The following is a 21,368-nucleotide window of genomic DNA, read 5'->3' on the forward strand; positions in this document are numbered from 1 at the left end:
GTGTGCACCTGCTGGTCACCCAGCAGGTGCACACCCTTGGTCTTCCGGTGTTTCTTACTTCTTCGCGAGCGCGCCTTCGGACACGTGCGTCGCGTGCTTACCCGAGCCCCAGCCCACGTGCGCCTCGGCCTTCATGCGCTCGACCATGTGCGGGTAGTGCAGCTCGAACGCCGGACGCTCCGACCGGATGCGCGGCAGCTCGTAGAAGTTGTGCCGCGGCGGCGGGCAGGTGGTGGCCCACTCGAGCGAGTTGCCGTAGCCCCACGGGTCGTCCACCGTGACGACCTCGCCGTAGCGGTAGCTCTTGAAGGTGTTCCACACGAACGGCAGCATCGACGAGCCCAGGATGAAGGCACCGATGGTGGAGATCGTGTTCAGCGTGGTGAAGCCGTCGCTGGGCAGGTAGTCGGCGTACCGACGCGGCATGCCCTCGGCGCCCAGCCAGTGCTGCACCAGGAAGGTGGTGTGGAAGCCGACGAAGGTGGTCCAGAAGTGCCACTTCGCCAGGCGCTCGTCCATCATGCGGCCGGTGATCTTCGGGAACCAGAAGTAGATACCCGCGAAGGTGGCGAACACGATGGTGCCGAAGAGCACGTAGTGGAAGTGCGCGACGACGAAGTACGAGTCGGTGACGTGGAAGTCCAGCGGCGGCGAGGCCAGGATGACGCCCGACAGACCACCGAAGAGGAAGGTCACCAGGAAGCCGATCGACCACAGCATCGGTGATTCGAAGGTCAGCTGGCCGCGCCACATGGTGCCGATCCAGTTGAAGAACTTCACACCGGTCGGAACGGCGATGAGGAAGGTCATGAAGGAGAAGTACGGCAGCAGCACGGCGCCGGTGGCGTACATGTGGTGCGCCCACACCGCGATCGACAGCGCCGCGATACCGAGGGTCGCGTACACCAGCGTGGTGTAACCGAAGATCGGCTTACGGCTGAAGACCGGGAAGATCTCGGACACGATGCCGAAGAACGGCAGCGCGATGATGTAGACCTCGGGGTGGCCGAAGAACCAGAACAGGTGCTGGTAGAGCAGGATGCCGCCGGTGGCCGGGTCGTAGATGTGGCCGCCCAGGTGGCGGTCGTAGGCCAGACCGAACAGCGCCGCGGTCAGCAGCGGGAAGGCCAGCAGCACCAGGACCGAGGTCACCGCGATGTTCCAGGTGAAGATCGGCATGCGGAACATGGTCATACCGGGCGCGCGCAGGCAGACCACGGTGGTGAGCATGTTGACACCACCGAGGATGGTGCCCAGACCGGAGACGGCCAGGCCCAGGATCCACAGGTCGGTGCCGACGCCGGGCGAGTGCAGGATGTCGGTCAGCGGCACGTACGCCGTCCAGCCGAAGTCCGCCGCGCCACCGGGGGTCACGAAGCCCGCGGTCGCCATCGTGCCGCCGAACAGGTACAGCCAGTAGCTGAACGCGTTCAGTCGCGGGAAGGCGACGTCGGGGGCGCCGATCTGCAGCGGCAGGATGATGTTGGCGAAGCCGAACACGATCGCCGTCGCGTAGAACAGCAGCATGATCGTGCCGTGCATGGTGAACAGCTGGTTGAACTGCTCGGGCGAGAGGAACTGCAGACCCGGGCGCGCCAGCTCGGCGCGCATGAGCAGCGCCATGAGACCACCGACCAGGAAGAAGCTGATCGCCGTCACCAGGTACATGGTGCCGAGCACCTTGGGGTCGGTGGTGGTGACCGCCTTGTACAGGAACGAGCCCTTGGGCCCGGTCCGAGCGGGATACGGTCGAGTCGCTTCCAACTGAGGGACTGGCCTGGGCTCTACCGCAGTCACTGATCCTCCTGAAGATGCCTGTACGTCACTCGCAGGCCCTCCGTCCTCCGGTCAGGGGCAGACGACGGTCAGCATGCGTTGGTGTGAATCGTAAACCGTGCTGCCGCAGCATTCCGCGCGGGTCCTACTCTGTGTCGTATTCAGCGCGCCGTAGACGGCCGACGGCGTGTCGGCCCCGCGCCGTTCTCGATCTTCCTCCGCAGGTCGCGCGGGTGCAACGGTTGTCGGCGATGACTTTTCGGGTGTCGCGGCGTCATGATCGATGACGGTGGGCACGCCCCGCCACCGTCTCTGTCGAGCCAGTACCCCACAGCCGAGGAGTCGCCATGTCCATCGCCCAGCAACCCGGTGATCCCACCTGGGTCGATCTCTACACCGCCGATCTCGACCGCGCCATCGCCTTCTACGGCGAGCTGTTCGGCTGGACCGCCGAACGTGGCGGCGAGGAATTCGGCGGCTACACCACCCTGCGCAAGGACGGCAAGGCCGTCGCGGGCGCGATGAGCCGGGTCCCCGACGCCGGTGACCCGTACCCCGACCGCTGGACCGTCTACCTGGCCTCGGCCGATGCCGCGGCGACCACGGCGAAGGCGAGCGCCGCGGGCGGCAACATCTTCGTCGAGCCGATGGCGGTCGGCGAGCTCGGCACGATGGCGGTGCTCGCGGACGTCGGCGGCGTCGGTGTCGGTGTCTGGCAGGCGGACGAGTTCCCCGGTTTCGAGGCGATCGGCGATGTCGCCGACGGCGTCTGGAGCAACCACGACGGCGTCCCGTCCTGGTTCGAGCTGATGACCCGCGCCTACGACGCCTCGCTGACCTTCTACCGCGACGTCTTCGGCTGGCGCGACACCTTCGTCGTGGCCGACTCCCCCGAGTTCCGCTACACCACCCTGCACGCGACCTCGCCGATGCGCGGCGGCGTCATGGACGCCACCGGCCACCTCCCCGAGGGCATCCCCGGCGCGTGGACGGCCTATTTCGGCGCCGACGACGTCGACAAGACCGCCGAACTGGCCACGACGCTCGGCGGCGCGATCGTCTTCGAGCCGATGGACACTCCCTACGGCCGCCTGGCCGGGCTCACCGACCCCACCGGAGCCCACTTCAGCATCGGCGGCAACGCGCGCTGAGCGCGGTGGCGGCGCGATTTCCGCGCCGCCACCACCGGCGCTAGTCTCGATCCGGCACCCGGTGGGGGGTGCCGGATCGAATCTCACCCGGGGGGAACATGTCCGACGATCAGTCCACCGTGCCCGCGCGCTCGCCCTGGCCGGTCCTGGCGGGTCTGGCCGGTGCCGTGCTGGTCGCCGGGGGTATCGCGCTGGCGCTGTACAGCCAGTTCGTCGCCGCGCCGATTCCGGTGCCGGTCGATCACCGCTACGCGGAGGCCGGTGACTTCCCCTTCCGTCTCGTCCGGGGAACCCTGATCCTCGCGGGCGCGGCCGTGCTGATCGGGGCGGTCGTGCTGGTCCGGGGCCGCCGCGGTGACGAGCGAGCCGCGGGATTCACCGCGGGTGGTGTGCTCGCGCTGCTCGCGGTGCTGATCGGCGGCGGCGTGTTCGCGGTGACCGCGCATATCCCGTCGACCTATCAACGGCTGACCTCGGTCTTCGTCCTCACCCCACGGGTATCGTCCGCGATCGCCGCGCTGGCCCTGGTGCTGATCGGCGCGCTGCTGGCCTTCGCGTTCGTGGCGACGCCGACCGCCCCGATGCCTCGCCGGTCGGCGCTCGCCGCGGCCGTCGTCGTCGGCCTCCTGCCGGTGTTCTGCGCCGCCGGGATCGCGGTCCGGCTGGGTGACGACACCGCCGCGGTCGATCATGTCACCGCCGATCCCGGCTCGCAGACCGCCGTGCCTGCCGTGCCCGCCGCGCTCGGGCCGGAGCGGTTCCGGCTCCGGATTCCGGCCGATCCCAGCCATCCCAACCGAACTCTCGTCACCCGAACCGGATTCGTCGTCTCGACCCCGGACGGCATCGCTGTCTACGACGGTGTGACGGGCGCCGAACGCTGGCACTACCGGCGCAGCGGCATCGCCCCCGACAAGGTGTGGAATCGACACGCCGAGACGCTCTCCCTGCGCGGTGAGGACGTCGTGCTGACCGCATGGAACAAGCGCGGCTGGATGGCGTTCGACGCCGCTACGGGCGACCTGCTCTGGACCGACGGGGACTTCAGCCGCGACAGTCGCAGCACGATCGGCGGCCCCTTGCTGGCCACCGTCTCCAGCAGTGGGCGGGTGACTCGATACGACGCGAGGACCGGCAACGCGCTGTGGACGAGCCCGGCCGAACCAGCCGGGTGCGCGGCGACCGAGCGGCACGTCGGCACCACGACGACGGCGATCTACCGTGCCGCGACCTGCGGGGCGGGGGATTCCGCCGCCTTGGTCGTCACCGCGTTCGATCCGCCGTCCGGAGCGGTTCGTGACCAGCGCACTGTTGCGGCTCCGGGCCTGCGGCCGACCGATCTCGTCGAGGTCCAGACGTTCCGCAGCGGCTTCGTCTGGGTGATGTGCCGGCGCGACGACGGCGACATCGACCTCTTCCTGCCGCCGAACCAGCCGTTGACGGCGGCCGTCGTCGATTCGAGCCGCAAGAACAGCGATGTGCGCGCGGCGGACAGCGCGGCTTTGATCAGGTCCTACGACCCGGACGGACCTACGCTGCCGGATCGATGGGAGATCCTGCCGGCAGCGGACGGGGCCGGGTCGACCCGGCTCGACATGTCAGCAACCGACAGTCGACCGGGCAGCGATGACGCGACCGCGCTGCTCGCCGACCAGGTCGTCGCGCTGACCTGGGACAACGGGTACAAGTTGCGCACCTGGGACCGGTCGACGGGCAGCGCTGGACCGGTGCTGCCGGTCGATATCGCACCGGGAACCAGGAACCTGCGATTCACCACGGTCGCGGGTGCCCTGCTGCTGATCGCGACCGACGCGAAATACCGCGATATCGAGGTCATCGGCTTCAGCTGACGCCCCCGACCGGTGGCGGCAACGAGGACGCCCACCGCCGGGTTCAGCCACCTTGGGGTGGTAAACCCGCCCCCTGGGAGGGCGCTCCCCAACGCTGGGGTCGCTGTCGGAGTCCCCGCCCGGCGACGACAGTAGAGGTGTACCGAAAAGCACCTCCTACCAGCGCCAAGGGGACCCACGATGAGCACGATGACCACCACCGCGATCGCCGACAACGTCATCCAGCTGCCGCGTCGGCAGGCCGCCCCGATCGCCACCGATGGTCACCTCGCCGATGCCGATCTGGATCGCTGGGCCAACCGGCTGGCACGCCTGCTGCTGGGCCGCGGCGCCACCGCGGGCGCCCGGATCGCCCTGGCGGTCGACGCCGCGACCGAGGCGATCGTCGCCGAGGCGGCGGTGCGCAAGATCGGCGCCGTCCCCGTCGCCGTCGCCGACGACGAGTTCGTCTTCGGCGCCTATCTCGGCGTCACCACCCGGTCCGACCGGCCCGAACTGACCGACGTCGTCGACTGGCTGGTCCTCGACGATCGCTCGACCCTGCAGCGCTATCTGGTCAGCTCCGACGCGCCGCTGTCCACCGCCGATCTGCGCGCTGTCTCCTGAACCCATTCCGGTCTGGTCCTCGCAGGTCCAGAATGGATCAGAGCGCAGTACGCAGCGGCGGGTACTACCTCAGGAGGTAGTACCCGCCGGTCGGGGACACACAGGTGAATACCGAGCTCCAGACATGAGAACGCAGGTCCGCTCATGACCCAGCCTTCCGAGAGTGCCTTCCCGCTGTCCGCGGCCCAGCGCGGTATCTGGTTCGCCCAGCACATCGCGGGTGACACCCCCATCTCCATCGCCCAATACGTCGAGTTGAGTGGTCCCGTCGACCACGATCTGCTGGTGCGGGTCGTGCGGCAGACCGGTCGCGAGTTCGGCACCGGCTATCTGCGCCTGATCGACATCGACGGACAACCCCATCAGCTCGTCGACCACTCCCTCGACGAGGACATGGACGAGCTGGATATGCGCGCTCAGCCCGATCCGGTCGCGGCCGCGCACGCGTGGATGCGCGCCGAGTACGCCGCGCCCCTGGACGTGATGCGCGACCGCCTGGTCCGGCTGGCCATGATCCGGGTCGCCGACGACCGCTGGTTCTGGTACTCGCGGATGCACCACATCGTGCTGGACGGGATGGGCGCGCTGGCCCTGGTGCAGCGCACCGGCGAGCTGTACAACGCCGCCGTCGAGGGCAGGGAGGCCCCGCAGGCCAAGGCAGAGCCGCTACAGAAGATCGTCGAGGCCGATCTGGCCTACCGCACCTCGGACCGGTTCACCGCGGACCGCGAGTACTGGCGCGAGCACCTGACCGACATGGCCGACCCGGTGAATCTGGCCGGTCGCGAGGCCGAGGTCGACGGCCACCCCAACCGGGTCTCCGGCGCCCTGCCGACCGAGACCGCTACCCTGCTGGATTCCGTTGCCGCCGCTGTGAATTCGGGGGTCGCGCCGACGGTGGTCGCCGCGTTCGGCGCCTATCTGGCCGCGATGACCGGTGCGCCGGAAGTGGTGCTGAGCCTGCCGGTGTCGGCCCGGACCTCCGCGACGCTGCGCCGCTCCGGCGGCATGCTCGCCAATGTCGTCCCGCTGCGGGTCACCCTGGACCCGACGACGACCGTCGGCGCGGCGATCCTCGCCGTGCAGGGTGAGCTGACCGGCGCGCTGCGCCGCCAGCGCTACCGCCAGGAGGACATCGTCCGTGATCTCGGCTGGGCGATGGACGAGGCCACCTCGTTCGGCCCGGCCGTGAACCTGATGATGGTCGACACCAAGATCGCGCTCGGCCCCGTCGTCGGGCGGCTGCACGTGCTCACCTCCGGCCTGATCGACGACCTGTTCGTCAACCTGTATCCGGGCGTCGGCGGCGAGAGCACCCACATCGACCTCCAGGGCAACGGCAACCTGTACAGCGAGGCCGACCTGGCGGCGCATCACGCGCGCTTCCTGCGGTTCCTGCACCGGTTCCTGGTCGCCGGACCCGAGGCGCCGCTGTCGGCGGTGCCGGTCCTCTCGCCCGCCGAGGAGGCCGTCTCGGTGCCCGCGCGCGGGCCGGCCGGGGTCGACATCCGCACGCTGCCGGAGATCCTGGCGGCGGGCGCCGCGCTCGACCCGGACGCGGTGGCCCTGCGCTGGGGCACCGACGAGACGCTGACCTACCGCGCCGTCGACGACTACACCAACCGGCTCGCCCGGGTCCTGATCGCCGCCGGCGCGGGCCCCGAACACGGTGTCGCCCTGTCGATTCCGCGCTCGGCGGACTCGGTGCTGGCGACCATCGCGGTGGCCAAGACGGGCGCGCCGTTCGTCCCGATCGATCCCACCTATCCGGCCGACCGGATCGAGCACATGGTCGACGACAGCGGCGTGGTCAGCGGGCTGACCGTCGCCCAGGCACGGAAATCGCTGCCGGACCGGGTCGACTGGCTCACCCTCGACGACGAGACCACCCTCGCGCGGATCGCCGCGCAGGACGCCGGGCCGATCGGCGATGCCGAGCGCCGCGCCCCGGTGCGGCCGGATCAGGTCGCCTACATCATCTACACCTCCGGCTCGACCGGTCTACCCAAGGGCGTGCTCGTCTCGCATCGCGGCCTGGCCAATCTGGTCGCGAGCTCGGGCGCCGGGTTCGGGGTCGACGCTGCCGCCGTGGTCGCCCATGCGGTCTCGCCGAGTTTCGACATCTCCGTCGAGGAGATCCTGGTGACACTGGCGGCGGGCGCGAGCCTGGCGGTGGTGCCGCCCTCGGCGTACGCGGGCGAGGACATGGCGCAGGTGCTGCGCGCGCACCGGGTGACCCATCTCAATGTCACCCCGGCCGTCGTCGGCTCGCTCGATCCGGCGACCCTGCCCGATCTGCGCACGATCGTCGTCGGCGGCGACGCGTGCCCGCCGGAGCTGGTGGCCAAGTGGGCGGGCCGCACGCTGCTCAACGGCTACGGCCCCACCGAGACCACCGTGACGACCACCCTCACCGACGCTCTGGTCCCGGACGCGCCGGTGACGATCGGCAGCCTGGTGCGCGGGGTGACCGGCCTGGTGCTCGATGACTGGCTGCGTCCGGTCCCGGCGGGCACTATCGGCGAGCTGTATCTCGCGGGCCCCGGCGTCGCGCGGGGCTACCACCGGCGCACCGGGCTGACGGCGAGCCGGTTCGTCGCGAATCCGCACGCGCCAGGGGAACGGATGTACCGGACCGGCGATCTGGTGCGCTGGCACGACGACGACGGCCGGTTCGTGCTGGAGTACCAGGGCCGCAGCGACTTCCAGGTGAAGGTGCGCGGCTTCCGGATCGAGCTCGGTGAGATCGACGCCGCGCTGCAACGGCTGCCCGAAATCGATTTCGCGCTCACCCTCGGCGTCGAGACCGCGGCGGGCGCGACCGCCCTGGTGTCCTATGTGACCACCGAACCCGGCGCCGAGGTCCATCCCGAGGCCGTGAAAGCGGCGGTGGGCGAGAGCCTTCCGGCGTACATGGTGCCCTCGGTCGTCATGGTGCTCGACCGGGTCCCGCTCACGCCGCTGGGCAAGGTGGATCGCAAGGCGCTGCCCGCACCGGATTTCACCGCGCGCGCCGTCGCCGGCCGGGCACCGTCGACCCCGCGCGAGGAAGCCCTCGCCGCCCTGTTCGCCGAGGTGCTCGGGCTGGAATCGGTCGGCGTCGACGACAGTTTCTTCGCGCTGGGCGGGGACAGCATCGTCTCCATCCAGCTGGTGTCGCGGGCGAAGGCCGCCGGAATCGCGTTCAGCGCGCGGGATGTGTTCGAGCGCAAGACCGTCGCCGCGCTGGCCGCGGTGGCGGCCGACACCGAGGTGCACGTGGTGCACGAATTGCCCGGTGGCGGTGTCGGTCCGGTGGCGCTCACGCCGATCGTGCGCGCGATGGTCGAGCACGGTGACCCCTGGGGCCGGTACGGCCAGGCGGTGCTGATCGGCCTGCCCGACGGCATCGATCGCGCGGCACTCGCGACGGCGGTGCAAGCGCTGCTCGATCACCACGATCTGCTCCGGTCGACGCTGCGCGGCACGTCCGAGGGCTGGGAATGGGTTGTCGCCGAATCGGGTTCGGTGACGGCCGACCCGCTGATCGATGTGGTCGGGGCCGACACCGAGGACGCCGTCGACCGCGCCCTCGCCGACGCCGCGGATCGACTCGACCCCACCGTCGGCGCGGTCGCCCGTTTCGTGCTGCTCGAACGCGAGGCGGCTCCCCCACTGTGCTGGCTGGTCCTGCACCACCTGGTCACCGACGGCGTCTCCTGGCGAATCCTGCTGCCGGACCTGGCGACCGCCGCCTTCGGCGGCACGCTCGAGCCGGTCGGCACCTCCTTCCGCCGCTGGGCGCACAGCCAGGCCGACGATGCCGCGGCCCGCGCCGGCGAACTGCCGGGCTGGCAGCGCGTCCTGGCGATGCCGGACCCGTCGTTCGCCACCGAGCCGATCTCCTTCGATCCGGCCGTCGACGTCGTCGCCACCATGGCGCAGCGGCTGAGTACGGTGCCGCCGGAGCTGGCGCACGCCGTCCTCACCACCGTGCCCGAGCGATTCCACTGCGGCGCCGACGATGTCCTGCTCGCCGCCCTGACGATGGCGGTGTGCCGCTGGCGCGACCGCACCGGCGCGCTGCTGACCCTGGAGGGCCACGGCCGCGACGAATCGCTGCTGCCCGGCGCCGATGTCGCGCGCACGGTCGGCTGGTTCACCAGCGTGTACCCGGTCGCCGTCGATCTGGCCGGCATCGATCTCGCCGACGCCTTCGCCGGTGGCCCGGCGGCCGGGTCCGCGATCAAGGCCACCAAGGAACAGCTGCGGTCGCTGCCCGATCGCGGTGTCGGCTACGGCCTGCTGCGGTACCTGAACAGCGACACCGCCGCCGCGCTCGCCGACGCCCCGACACTCCAGCTGAGCTTCAACTACCTCGGCCGCGCGGTGACCGGCGATGATCCCTGGATGCCGCGCCGGTTCGCCGCCACCAACGACGACCGGGCCCCGCTGGCCGCCGTCGTCGACATCAACGCCGTGCTGACCGACGCCGGGCTCGAGGTCACCTGGGCCTATGCGAGCAGACTGCTCGACGAGCACGCCGTCGACGCACTGGCCGAGCTGTGGACCGCCGCGCTGCGCGCGCTCGCCGACCACGCGCGCTCCGACGGCGCCGGTGGCCGCACCCCGTCGGACTTCGCGCTGGTCACCGTCGATCAGCCGCAGATCGAGCACTGGGAACAGGCTTATCCGAATCTCGCCGATGTGTGGCCGCTCTCGCCGCTCCAGTACGGCCTGCTCTTCCATGCCCTCTACGACTCCGACACCGCCGACGGCTACACGGTGCAGTCGATGCTCACCCTGTCCGGCACGGTCGACACCACCCGCCTGCGCGCCGCGGCCCAGGCCCTCGTCGACCGGCACGAGAACCTGCGGGTGGCGTTCGTCGAGACCGACGACGGCCCACGTCAGCTGGTCCTCGCCGACGCCGAGATCCACTGGACCGACATCGATCTCACCGACGTCGCCGACGACGCGGAACGCACTCGCGAACTCGACCGGATCATCGCCCTCGACGCGCTGACCCGCTTCGACCTCACCCGTCCCCCGCTGATCCGCTTCACCCTGGTCACCACCACGCCCGGCCACTTCCGGCTGATCATGACCAATCACCACCTGGTGCTCGACGGCTGGTCGACGCCGCTGCTGGTGCGGGAACTGCTGGCGCTCTACGTCACCGCGGGCGACGCGTCGGTGCTGCCGCCCGCTCGCTCCTACCGTGACTTCCTGGCCTGGCTCGCCGACCAGGACGCCGACGCCTCGCTCGCCGCCTGGCAGCAGTCCCTCGCCGGGATCGACACCCCGACGCGCGCGGTCCCCACCCTGGCCGGGATCGCCTCGCCGGAGACCGCGATGGTCACCCGCGAGCTGTCCGCCGCGACGGTCGCCGAACTCGAAGGCGCGGCCCGCGAGGCGGGCGCGACGGTGAACACCCTGGTGCAGACCAGCTGGTCGCTGCTGCTGGCCATGCTCACCGGCCGCACCGACGTGGTGTTCGGCAGCACGGTGTCGGGACGGCCGCCGGAGCTGCCCGGCGTCGAGGAGATGGTCGGCTTGTTCATCAACACCGTCCCGGTGCGGGTGACCCTCGACCCCGCCGAGAAGGTGTCCGATCTGCTGGCCAGGGTGCAGGCCGAACAGGCGCGGCTGATGGACCATCAGCACGTCGGCCTCGCCGCGATCCACCGCGCGGTCGGGCTGGCCGAATTGTTCGACACCCTCACCGTTTTCGAGTCCTACCCGATCGACCGCGAGGCGCTGTCGCAGGCGCTGGACATCGCGGGGATGCGGGTGCTCGACGTCGAGGGCACCGACGCGACGCCGTATCCGCTCAATCTCATGGTGATCCCGCTGCGCGGCGAGCAGGGCGCGGGTGACGCGCTGCGGATCTCGGTGAAGTTCATGGCCGATCAGCTCGACGCCGCCGCGGCGCAGTCGCTGCTGGACCGGTTCGTCCGGCTGCTCGGTCAGCTCGCCGCCCATCCGCACGATCTGGTGTCGCAGGTGCAGTACTGCGACGACACCGAACTGGCGCGGCTGGCGCCGGTCCGCGGGCTGCCCTCGGTACCGATGCGGACGATGCCCGAGATCCTGACCGCGGGCGCGCGCATGAATCCCGACGCCGTCGCGGTCAGCGCGGGCGAGTTGCGGATGAGCTACCGCGACCTGGATTCCTGGTCCAACCGGTTCGCCCGGGTGCTGCTGGGCCGCGGGGTCGGCCCCGAGGTGTTCGTGGTGCTCGCGCTCACCCGGTCGCTGGAATCGGTGGTGGCCGTGTGGGCGCTGGCCAAGACCGGCGCGGCGTTCGTCCCGCTGGACCCGAGCTATCCGGTGGAGCGGATCGAGCACATGCTCGAGGATTCGAAGGCGCCGATCGGCGTCACCGTCACCGCGACCGGTGAGACGCTGCCCGGCACCATCGACTGGCTGCTGCTCGACGACCTGAACACGCTGCGCCGGGTGATGCTGGTCTCCGACGCGCCGATCACCGACGCCGAGCGCGGCGGCCCGATCGACATCGACCACATCGCTTACCTGATCTACACCTCCGGCTCCACCGGCAAGCCGAAGGCGGTGCTGCTCAGTCATCGCGGCATCGCGAATCTCACCACCGCGCAACGGGAAACGCTGGCGCTGGACCCGACCGCGAGCGCCCTGCAGGTCGCCTCGCCCAGCTTCGACGCCTCGGTCTTCGAGATGCTCACCGCGCACTCGGCGGGCGGGCGGCTCGTGGTCTCGCCGCCGGAGGTGTACGGCGGCGGCGAACTCGAACAGCTGCTGCGCGCCGAGCGGGTCACCCACGCGGTGATCACCCCGTCGGCGCTGGCCACCATGGAACCGGCCGAACTCACCGACCTGCGGGTGCTCTCGGTCGCCGGTGAGGCCGCCACCCCCGAGCTGATCGAGAAGTGGTCGGCCGGGCGCCGGATGGTGAACCTGTACGGCCCCACCGAGTTCAGCATCTGGGCCACCGGTCCCGCCGAACTCGTCGCGGGCGAGCCGATCACCATCGGCGGACCGATCCGGGGCGCCGCGGTGGTCGTGCTCGACGGCTGGTTGCGGCCGGTGCCGGTGGGTATCGCGGGCGAGCTGTACCTGGCGGGGCCTGCGCTGGCGCGCGGCTATTTCAACCGGTTCGAGATGACCGCGAGCCGATTCGTCGCCGACCCGTACGGCGCGCCCGGTGACCGCATGTACCGCACCGGCGACATGGTCCGCTGGGTGGTCGATGACGGCGCGCTCGCCCTGGAGTACCTGGGGCGCAGCGATTTCCAGGTGAAGATCCGTGGCCTGCGGATCGAGCTCGGCGAGATCGACGCGGTGCTCTCGCGCGACGAGGAGATCGAGTACGCGGTGACCATCGGGCGCGCCGGACCGGCGGGGGCGACCGTGCTGGTGTCCTATGTACTGCCCGCACCCGGCGTCGAACTCGAGACCGAACGGGTGCGCGCGGCCGTCGCGGCGGAACTGCCGGGGTACATGGTGCCCGCGTATGTCGTCGTGCTCGACGAGATTCCGCTCACGCCCGTGGGCAAGCTGGATCGCAAGGCACTGCCGGTGCCGGACTTCGCGGCGGCCCAGCGCCCGTACCTCGCGCCACGGACGGCGACCGAGGCGGCGGTGGCCGCGGTGTTCGCGGAGGTGATCGGAGCCGAACAGGTCAGCGTCGACCAGTCGTTCTTCGAGCTCGGCGGCAACTCGCTGAGCGCGACCAAGGTGGTCGCCCGGGTGAACTCGGCGCTGGGTTCGACCATCGCCCTGCGCGATCTGTTCGACGCGCCGACCGTGGCACAGCTGGCGTCCCGCGTGGTCCCCGCCGCCGCGGGCGGTCCCGGCCGCCCGGCGCTGGCCGCGCGGGTGCGCCCCGACCGGGTCCCGCTCTCGCCGGCGCAGCAGCGGATGTGGGTGCTCAACCAGCTCGACCCCGGCTCGGCCGCCTACAACATCGCGATCGCCCTGCGGCTCACCGGCGATCTGGACATCGAGGCACTGCGCCTGGCGCTCACCGATGTGATCGCGCGGCAGGAGAGCCTGCGTACCCGCTATCCGGCCGATACCGAGGGGCCGCGTCAGGTCGTCGTCGGCCTCGACGCCGCCACCCCACCCATGCCGGTGCTCGACACCGAGGACGGTGCGCCACTGCGTGCGCGGATCACCGAGCTGGCAGGCACCGGGTTCGATCTCACCAGGGAGGCGCCCCTGCGCGTCGGGCTGTTCCGGCTGGTCGGCGACGCGGCCCCCGTGCATGTCGTCGTCCTGGTGGTGCACCACATCAGCGCCGACGGCGCGTCGATGGCCCCGCTCGCGAGTGACCTGGTGGCCGCCTATTCGGCGCGGGTGGCGGGCGCGGCACCCACCCGGGCCCCGCTCACCGTGCAGTACGCCGACTTCGCGCTGTGGCATCGCGAACTCCTCGGCAGCGCGACCGACCCGGAATCCGTGGCCGCGCGGCAGATCCGGTACTGGGCAGACACCCTCGCCGGCGCACCGGACGCCCTGGAACTGCCCACCGACCGGCCGCGCCCCGCGGTGCAGACGATGCGCAGCGCCGACCTCGACTTCGCGATCGACGAGCAGGTGCACCGCACGCTGGTCGAGGCCGCGGCGAACGGCAATGTCAGCGTCTTCATGATCGTGCACGCCGCGCTCGCGGTGCTGCTCGCGCGGTTGAGCGGGACGGGCGATGTCGTCGTCGGCACCCCCGTCGCCGGACGCGGCGAGGCGGCGCTGGACGACCTCGTCGGCATGTTCGTCAACACCCTGGCGCTGCGCACGCCGATCGACCCCGGCGCGAGCTTCCGCCAGGTGCTGGCCGAGGTCCGCACCACCGATCTCGACGCGTTCGCCCACGCCGACGTGCCTTTCGAACAGCTCGTCCAGGCGCTCGACCCCACCCGCTCGACCGCCCACCACCCGATCTTCCAGGTGTCGCTGTCGTTGCAGAACTTCGTCGAGCCGGTGCTGGAACTGGCCGGAGTGCGGTTCGAGGTCGAGGATTTCGACCGCGACGCCTCGGCCTTCGATCTCACCCTCGATCTGCGCGAACGATTCACCGACGCCGGACCCGCCGGTCTCGACGGCGTGCTCACCTACGCGACCGACCTGTTCGACGCGGGCACGGTCGCCGCGTTCGTGACCCGCTGGCAGCGTGTCCTCACGGCCGCGCTCGCCGACCTCGATATCCAGGTCGCCGATATCGACCTGCTCGACGCGGGCGAACGCGCGGAACTGATTCCGGTCCGCGGCCCCGCCACCGCGGGCACCGTCACGCTGCCCCGGTTGCTCGCCGACACCGCCGCGGCCTACCCCGACCATCCCGCCCTCGTCGCCGGGACCACGACCACCTATCGCGCGCTCGACGCCCGCTCGAACCAGCTGGCCCGCCTGCTGATCGACGCGGGCTCCGGCACCGAAACCGTTGTCGCCCTGGGTCTCCCCCGCTGCGCCGAGTTGCACACGGGCATCTGGGCGGCCGCGAAGGCCGGTGCCGCGTTCCTGCCGGTCGACCCGAAGCATCCGGTCGAGCGCATCGACCACATGCTCACCGACTCGGGCGCCCGCGTCGGGCTCACGCTGACCGCGTACCGCGCGAGCCTGCCCGACACCACCCGCTGGCTGGTCCTCGACGACCCGGATATCGTCGCCCGGCTGCGCGCCGCCGACGACGCCGCGCTCACCGCCGACGAGCTCCCCGCGCCGATCCGGCCGGGGAATCCGGCCTGGATGATCTACACCTCCGGGTCCACCGGAACGCCCAAGGGCGTCACCGTCACCCATCGCGGCCTGGCCGATCTGGTGGCGGCCCAGCGGGCCGATCTCGGCCTGGACGAACGGTCCCGGGTCCTCCAGGTCGCCTCGCCGAGTTTCGACGCGTCGATCTTCGAGGCGCTGATGGCGTTCGGCTGCGGTGGCGCTTCGGTGATCGCGCCGCCCGAGGTCTTCGGTGGCGCGCCGCTGGCCGAGCTGATCGCCGCCGAGGCGGTCACCCACATGGTGATCACGCCCTCCGCGCTGGCCACCATCGATCCCGCCGAGGTGTCGAGCGTGCGGGTGCTCGCGGTGGCGGGCGAGGCGGTCGGCCCCGATCTGGTCGGGCGCTGGTGCGGCGGAGCCACCGGTCGCCGCATGGTGAATCTGTACGGTCCGACCGAGTACACCATCTGGGCAACGGGTTCCGCGCCGCTGTCGCCGACGGAGCCGGTCACCATCGGCACGCCCATCCGGGGCGCGGCCGTGCTGGTGCTCGACGATCGGTTGCGGCCGGTGCCGGTCGGCGTCGCCGGTGAGCTGTATCTGACCGGCACCGCCACCGCGCGGTGCTACCACGCCCGCCCCGGCCTGACCGCCGCCCGGTTCGTCGCCGACCCCTACGGCGCGCCCGGTGCGGTCCTGTACCGCACGGGCGATCTGGTGCGCTGGATCCGCCCGCCGGAGTTCGGCTTGACGCTGGAATACCTGGGCCGCACCGACTTCCAGGTGAAGGTGCGCGGTCAGCGTATCGAGCTCGGGGAGATCGACGCGGTACTCGGCGGCATCGACGGTGTCGATCTCGCGGTGACACTGGGGGTTCCCGGTCCCACCGGGGCGACGGCGCTGGCGGCCTACCTGGTCCGCATGCCCGGCGCCGATCTCGATCTCGCCCGGGTGCGGGCCGTCGCCGCCGACAGCCTGCCCGCGTATATGGTGCCCGCCGCCTTCGTCGTCCTCGACGCCATCCCGGTCAACGCCGTCGGCAAGCTCGATCGAAAAGCGTTGCCGGAACCGGTATTCGTCACCGAGGAGGCGCCGTATCTCGCGCCGAGCACCCCCACCGAACACGTGCTGGCAGAGGTCTACGCCGAACTGCTCGGCCGCGACCAGGTGGGCGTGGACGATTCGTTCTTCGCCCTCGGCGGTGACAGCATCCTGGCGATCCAGCTGGTCACGCAGGCGAAACTGCGTGGCGTGCACTGCACCCCGCTGCAGGTGTTCGAGCATCGCACCGTCGCGGCGCTGGCCGCGGCCGTCGACGCCGCGGGCGCGGTGGAGGCGCTCGAGGAGCTGCCCGGCGGTGGGGTCGGCGACCTGCCGCTCACCCCGATCGTCCGGTACATGATCGAGCGCGGCGGCGATTTCGACCGCTTCGCCCAGACCGCGGTGCTGGAACTGCCCGTCGGCATCGAGCGCTCGGCGCTCGTCGCCACGCTCACCGCCGTCATCGACCGGCACGACATGCTGCGCGCGCGGCTGTGGTCCGACGAGGACGGCTGGCAGCTGCGGGTGGCCGAACCGGGCACGATCGAGGTGGATGCCCTGGTGCACCGCACCGAGATCGACGCCGCGGCCGAACCCACCGAACTGCGCGAGGACGTGCGCAGCGAGCTCGACTCCGCGCTGAACCGGCTCGATCCCGCCGACGGTGTCGTACTCCAGTTCGTCTGGCTCGATCCGGTCGGCGCGGCGGGCTCGCGCACCCGGCCCGGCCGGTTGATCGTGGTGGCCCATCACCTCGCCATCGACAGCGTGTCGTGGCGAATCCTGGTGCAGGACTTGATCGGTGCCTGGGCCCAGGTGTCGGCGGGCGCGACGCCGGTGCTCGCGGAGACCGGGACCTCGATGCGGCGCTGGTCCTACGCGCTGACCGAGGCCGCGCACTCCGACCGGCGCCGCGCCGAACTCGGCTACTGGCGTGACATCGTCGACGGCCCCGACCCGCTGCTCGGCACCAGGCACCTCGATCCCGCCGTCGACCAGGCCCACACCGTGCGCCGCGTCGACCTCGAGGTCGACGAAGACGTCACGACCGCGCTGCTCACCACGCTGCCCGGCCTGTTCCACGGCGGCGTCACCGACGCGCTGTTCGCCACCCTCGCCTTGGCGCTGGTGCGCTGGCGGGCCCGGCGCGGGGTGGACGAGAGGTCCGCGCTGCTGCGGCTGGAAGGCCATGGCAGGCAGGAGGAAGTCGTGCCCGGCGCCGACCTGTCGCGCACGATCGGCTGGTTCACCAACCTGTACCCGGTCCGGCTCGGACTGGCCGGGATCGACATCGACGACGCGTTCGCCGGCGGCCCGGCGATGGGCGCGGCCATCCGCGCGGTCAAACACGAGCTGCTGTCGGTGCCGGACAAGGGCATCGGATTCGGGCTGCTGCGCTACCTGAATCCCGACACCGCGGCGGAGCTGCCCGCTCGACTGCCCGGCCAGATCTGTGTCAACTATCTCGGCAGGCACACCGCCGCCGAGATCCCGGCCGGGCTGGAAGGTCTCGGCTGGCTGCCCACCGACGAGTTCGGCGATCTGGATGTCGGCGAACACGCCACGGTCCCGGTCATGGCGGCCATCGACATCAACGCCATGGTGCTCGGGGATCGGCTGCGCGCCGACTTCGGTTATCCCGCACAGCTCCTCGACCGCGACGACGTCGCCGAGCTGGCCCAGCTGTGGACGCAGGCGCTGGCCGCGGCCGCGCGCTTCGCGGAATCCCCGGCAGCCGAACGCGCGTCCGCCGAGGAAGCCGCGGCGATGGTCGCGGCGGCCGAACCCGCGGGCGCCGGATCGACCGGCCTCGGACTCGACGTCCTGCTGCCGATCCGGCTCGGCGGCGACAAACCCGCGCTGTTCTGCGTCCACTCGTCTTCCGGAATGTCGTGGAGCTACCTGGGATTCGCCGAGCGGCTGCGACCGGGCCGACCGATCTACGGCCTCCAGGCACCCGATCTCAGCGGTCGCGAACCCTCGGCCCGGTCCATCGAGGAATTCGCGCGGCGGTATGTGCGCGAGATCCGCGCGGTCCAGCCGCACGGCCCGTACCACCTCCTCGGCTGGTCCTTCGGCGGACTGATCGCGCACGCCATGGCGGTGCAACTGGCCGAGGCGGGCGAGCGGGTCGGCGTGGTGGCGCTGCTGGACACCGACACCGCCGATATCGACGGTGACACCATCGAGCGGCTCACGCCGGGCGCGTTCATCAACACCTTCGGCTCGATCTTCGGGATCGACAACGTGCCCGCCGAGGCCACCGCGCAGGAGGCCGCCGAGCTCATCACCGCGAAACTCGGCGGCGTCGAACTCGTCGACGCGGCCACCATCGAGCGGATGGCGGGCTCCTACAACGCCTCCGCGGGCACCAGAACCGGCTACCAGCGCCCGGTCTACGACGGCGACGTCCTCTATTTCACCGCCGCGGTCGACCCCGGCGAATGGATGGGCCCCGACGGCTGGCGCCCCTACGTGACCGGCTCGATCGTCGCCAACGACGTCGAGACGACCCACGACGAGCTGACCAATCCCCTCGCACTGTCGGTGATCTCGCCGGTGCTGGATGACCACATGGAAGCAGGAGACCGGACATGAGCGTCGCACCGAGCCCCACCCTCACCTCCACCGGCGGCGGCGTTGTCGTCGAAGGGATCGAGAAGTCCTTCGGCGAGGTCGACGCGCTGCGCGGCGTCGACTTCGTGGCCGCGCCCGGCGAGGTGCTCGGCATCCTCGGTCCCAACGGCGCGGGCAAGACGACGATGGTGAACGTCTTGTCCACGCTCATCACGCCCGATCGCGGGCGGGCCGTTGTCGCCGGGCACGACGTCGTCGCCGACCCGGCCGCGGTGCGCCGATCGATCATGCTGACCGGGCAGTACGCCGCGCTCGACGACATGCTCAGCGGCTACGAGAACCTCGTCATGTTCGGCAGATTGATGGGGCTGCGCAAACCGGCGGCCCGCGCCAGGGCCAGGGAACTGATCACCGAGTTCGACCTGGAGGGCGCCGCGAACCGCCGGGTCGGCACCTACTCCGGCGGCATGCGGCGGCGCATCGACATCGCCTGCGGGCTGGTGGTCCGGCCGGATGTGGTCTTCCTCGACGAGCCGACCACCGGTCTGGATCCCCGCAGCCGCCAGGGTGTCTGGGACCTGGTCCGCAGCTTCAAGACCGCGGGCATCACCACCCTGCTCACCACCCAGTACCTGGAGGAAGCCGACGCGCTCAGCGACCAGATCATCGTCATCGACCACGGTGTGGTGATCGCCTCCGGCACCGCCGACGAGCTCAAACACCGCACCGGCGGCAGCTATTGCGAAGTGGTGCCGCTGGACCTGGAGGAGATGCCCGCCATCGTCGCCGCGCTCGGCTCGCTGCTGCCCGCCGAGAACCTGGCCGCGCTGACCCCGGAATCCGACCGGATCACCATCCCGGCCCCCGATGGCGCCAAGACCCTCGCCGAGGCATTGCGCCGCCTCGACGACGCCGAGGTCGAGCTCGTCGACATCGCGCTGCGCCGCCCCTCGCTCGACGATGTGTTCCTCCAGCTCACCGGTCACCTCGCCACGACCGAGACCGCGCCGGAGGCCGTGTCGTGACCGCCACCGCCTGGCGCACGGACTTCCGCGCCGCCCCGGACACGGTGCAGCAGTGGTGGGTGCTGACCACCCGGTTGATCGTGCCCTCGGTCAAGACCGGCGAGGTGCTGGCCTCGGTGGTCGCGCCTGCGGCCTTCACCGCGAGCTTCTACATCCCGCTCAAGACGGTGATGATGTTCTCCGGCAACGGGTTCAGCAGCTACGCGCAGTACATGATGCCGCTGGTGATCCTGCAGGCCGCCGCGTTCACCGCGATCTCGGCGGCATTCCGCTCGGCCACCGACGCCGTGGCCGGGCTCAATCGCCGGTTCGGCGCGATGCCGCTGCGCCCGCTGGTGCCGGTGGCGGCGCGGATGTCGGCCAACATCTTCCGCTTGCTGATCTCACTGGCCGCTGCCGTCGCGTCCGGGTACGTGATCGGTTTCCGCTTCCGGCTCGACGCCGCGCACACCCTGGGGTTCCTGGCGTTCTCGCTGCTCATCGGGATCGCGTTCACGCTGGGCGCCGATGTCATCGGGACCGTGTCCAAGAGTCCCGAGGCCACCACCCAGGCGCTGGTGTTGCCGCCGTTGATCTTCGGCATGCTCTCGACCGGGCTCGCGCCGGCCAGCCAGTTCCCCGAGTGGATCCAGTGGTTCGTCCGCAATCAGCCGGTCTCGCAGTTCGCGACCGTCCTGCGCGCGCTGGCCGGTGACACCGCGGGGAACGCGGGCACGGTCAGCTGGTCGCTGATGCTCCCGTCGCTGCTGTGGCTGGCGGCGATCCTGCTGATCTGTACCCCACTGGCCATCCGGCTGAGTTCGAGGAGGGCGTGATGGCGCTGCTTGCCGCTCGTACCGAGCAGTCCACCGCGGGTTCGGAGACCTCGCCGGGCGCGCTGGTCCGGCACACCCTGATCCAGACCCAGCGCCTGCTGCTGCGCTGGGCCCGCAATCCGGTCACCCTGCTGGAGACCCTGCTCATCCCGTGCCTGCTGCTGATCATGCTCGACATCGTCGTCGGCGGGCAGATCCAGAAGTTCACCGGCGACGACGCGCTCTACGGCTCGGTGCCGATGGTCGCCATCGTCGGCGCGCTCTCCGGTGCCGTGGCCAGCGGGGTCATGCTCGGGCGCGAACGCGACGCCGGTCTGCTGGCGCGGTTCTGGGTGCTGCCGGTGCACCGGGCCTCGGGGATCGCCTCACGCGTCCTCGCCGAGGGCTGCCGGATCGTGCTCGGCACCATCGCCGTGGTGCTCGTCGGCATGCTGCTCGGCTTCCGCTTCCATCAGGGTCCGCTGGCCGCGTTCGTGTTCCTGCTGATCCCGGTGATCTTCGGCCTCGCCTTCGCCACCATCGTCACCGCGATCGCCGTCTACACCGCGAAAGCCACGCTGGTCGAGGGCATCACCATCCTCACCTCGCTGATGATGTTCTTCAGCACCGGCTTCGTCCCGCTGATCGCGTTCCCGACCTGGATCCAGCCGATCGTGCGCAACCAGCCCATGTCGGTCGCCGTCGACGCCATGCGCGGACTCGCCGATCACGGCCCCATCGCCCGGCCACTGACGCTGACCCTGGTGTGGTGTCTCGGCGCGATCGTGCTGTTCGCGGTCCCGGCCGCGATCGGGTTCCGGCGCGCCAGCCGACGCTGACTCCGGCCCGCGAACCCGCGGCGCCGGGCCCGCC

General features: G+C 70.9%; 8 protein-coding genes. 7 read left to right on the forward strand and 1 reads right to left on the reverse strand.

The features are described from left to right. Window positions 1–54 precede the first annotated feature (54 nt). The gene (gene ctaD / locus AB0L91_RS03895; RefSeq protein WP_218719296.1) at window positions 55–1,797 is read right to left on the reverse strand and encodes a cytochrome c oxidase subunit I; all 1,743 of its coding nucleotides are present in this window, start codon (window positions 1,795–1,797) and stop codon (window positions 55–57) included. A 326-nt stretch (window positions 1,798–2,123) separates the two neighbouring features. Between ctaD and AB0L91_RS03900 the strand changes: the two genes are divergently transcribed. The 7 genes from AB0L91_RS03900 (at window position 2,124) to AB0L91_RS03930 (ending at window position 21,334) form a co-directional block, all read left to right on the forward strand. Next, window positions 2,124–2,927, forward strand: coding sequence for a VOC family protein (locus AB0L91_RS03900; RefSeq protein ID WP_365007150.1), 804 nt, complete (start codon window positions 2,124–2,126; stop codon window positions 2,925–2,927). A 98-nt stretch (window positions 2,928–3,025) separates the two neighbouring features. Next, complete coding sequence (locus AB0L91_RS03905; protein WP_365007151.1) at window positions 3,026–4,777, forward strand: PQQ-binding-like beta-propeller repeat protein; 1,752 nt, start codon at window positions 3,026–3,028, stop codon at window positions 4,775–4,777. 180 nt (window positions 4,778–4,957) lie between these two features. Then, the gene (locus AB0L91_RS03910; RefSeq protein WP_365007152.1) at window positions 4,958–5,383 is read left to right on the forward strand and encodes a hypothetical protein; all 426 of its coding nucleotides are present in this window, start codon (window positions 4,958–4,960) and stop codon (window positions 5,381–5,383) included. Between the two features lie 144 nt (window positions 5,384–5,527). Then, window positions 5,528–18,697, forward strand: coding sequence for an amino acid adenylation domain-containing protein (locus AB0L91_RS03915; RefSeq protein WP_365007153.1), 13,170 nt, complete (start codon window positions 5,528–5,530; stop codon window positions 18,695–18,697). Next, window positions 18,694–19,701, forward strand: coding sequence for an ATP-binding cassette domain-containing protein (locus AB0L91_RS03920; RefSeq protein WP_365007154.1), 1,008 nt, complete (start codon window positions 18,694–18,696; stop codon window positions 19,699–19,701). The genes AB0L91_RS03915 and AB0L91_RS03920 overlap by 4 nt, the downstream gene beginning before the upstream one ends. Further along, entirely contained in the window at window positions 19,698–20,516 is an 819-nt protein-coding gene (locus AB0L91_RS03925; protein WP_365007155.1) for an ABC transporter permease, read from the forward strand. Before AB0L91_RS03920 ends, AB0L91_RS03925 begins: the two co-directional genes overlap by 4 nt. Further along, on the forward strand, window positions 20,516–21,334 hold the full coding sequence (locus AB0L91_RS03930; RefSeq protein WP_365007156.1) for an ABC transporter permease: 819 nt from the start codon (window positions 20,516–20,518) through the stop codon (window positions 21,332–21,334). The genes AB0L91_RS03925 and AB0L91_RS03930 overlap by 1 nt, the downstream gene beginning before the upstream one ends. Window positions 21,335–21,368: the final 34 nt, after the last annotated feature.

The sequence above is a fragment of the Nocardia sp. NPDC051833 genome (assembly GCF_040681225.1).
Classification (GTDB): domain Bacteria; phylum Actinomycetota; class Actinomycetes; order Mycobacteriales; family Mycobacteriaceae; genus Nocardia.

Bases quoted from the DNA above. Each gene is read 5' to 3' on its own strand.
- AB0L91_RS03900 (WP_365007150.1), top strand. From the start codon at position 2,124: ATGTCCATCGCCCAGCAACCCGGTGATCCCACCTGGGTCGATCTCTAC.
- AB0L91_RS03905 (WP_365007151.1), top strand. From the start codon at position 3,026: ATGTCCGACGATCAGTCCACCGTGCCCGCGCGCTCGCCCTGGCCGGTC.
- AB0L91_RS03910 (WP_365007152.1), top strand. From the start codon at position 4,958: ATGAGCACGATGACCACCACCGCGATCGCCGACAACGTCATCCAGCTG.
- AB0L91_RS03915 (WP_365007153.1), top strand. From the start codon at position 5,528: ATGACCCAGCCTTCCGAGAGTGCCTTCCCGCTGTCCGCGGCCCAGCGC.
- AB0L91_RS03920 (WP_365007154.1), top strand. From the start codon at position 18,694: ATGAGCGTCGCACCGAGCCCCACCCTCACCTCCACCGGCGGCGGCGTT.
- AB0L91_RS03930 (WP_365007156.1), top strand. From the start codon at position 20,516: ATGGCGCTGCTTGCCGCTCGTACCGAGCAGTCCACCGCGGGTTCGGAG.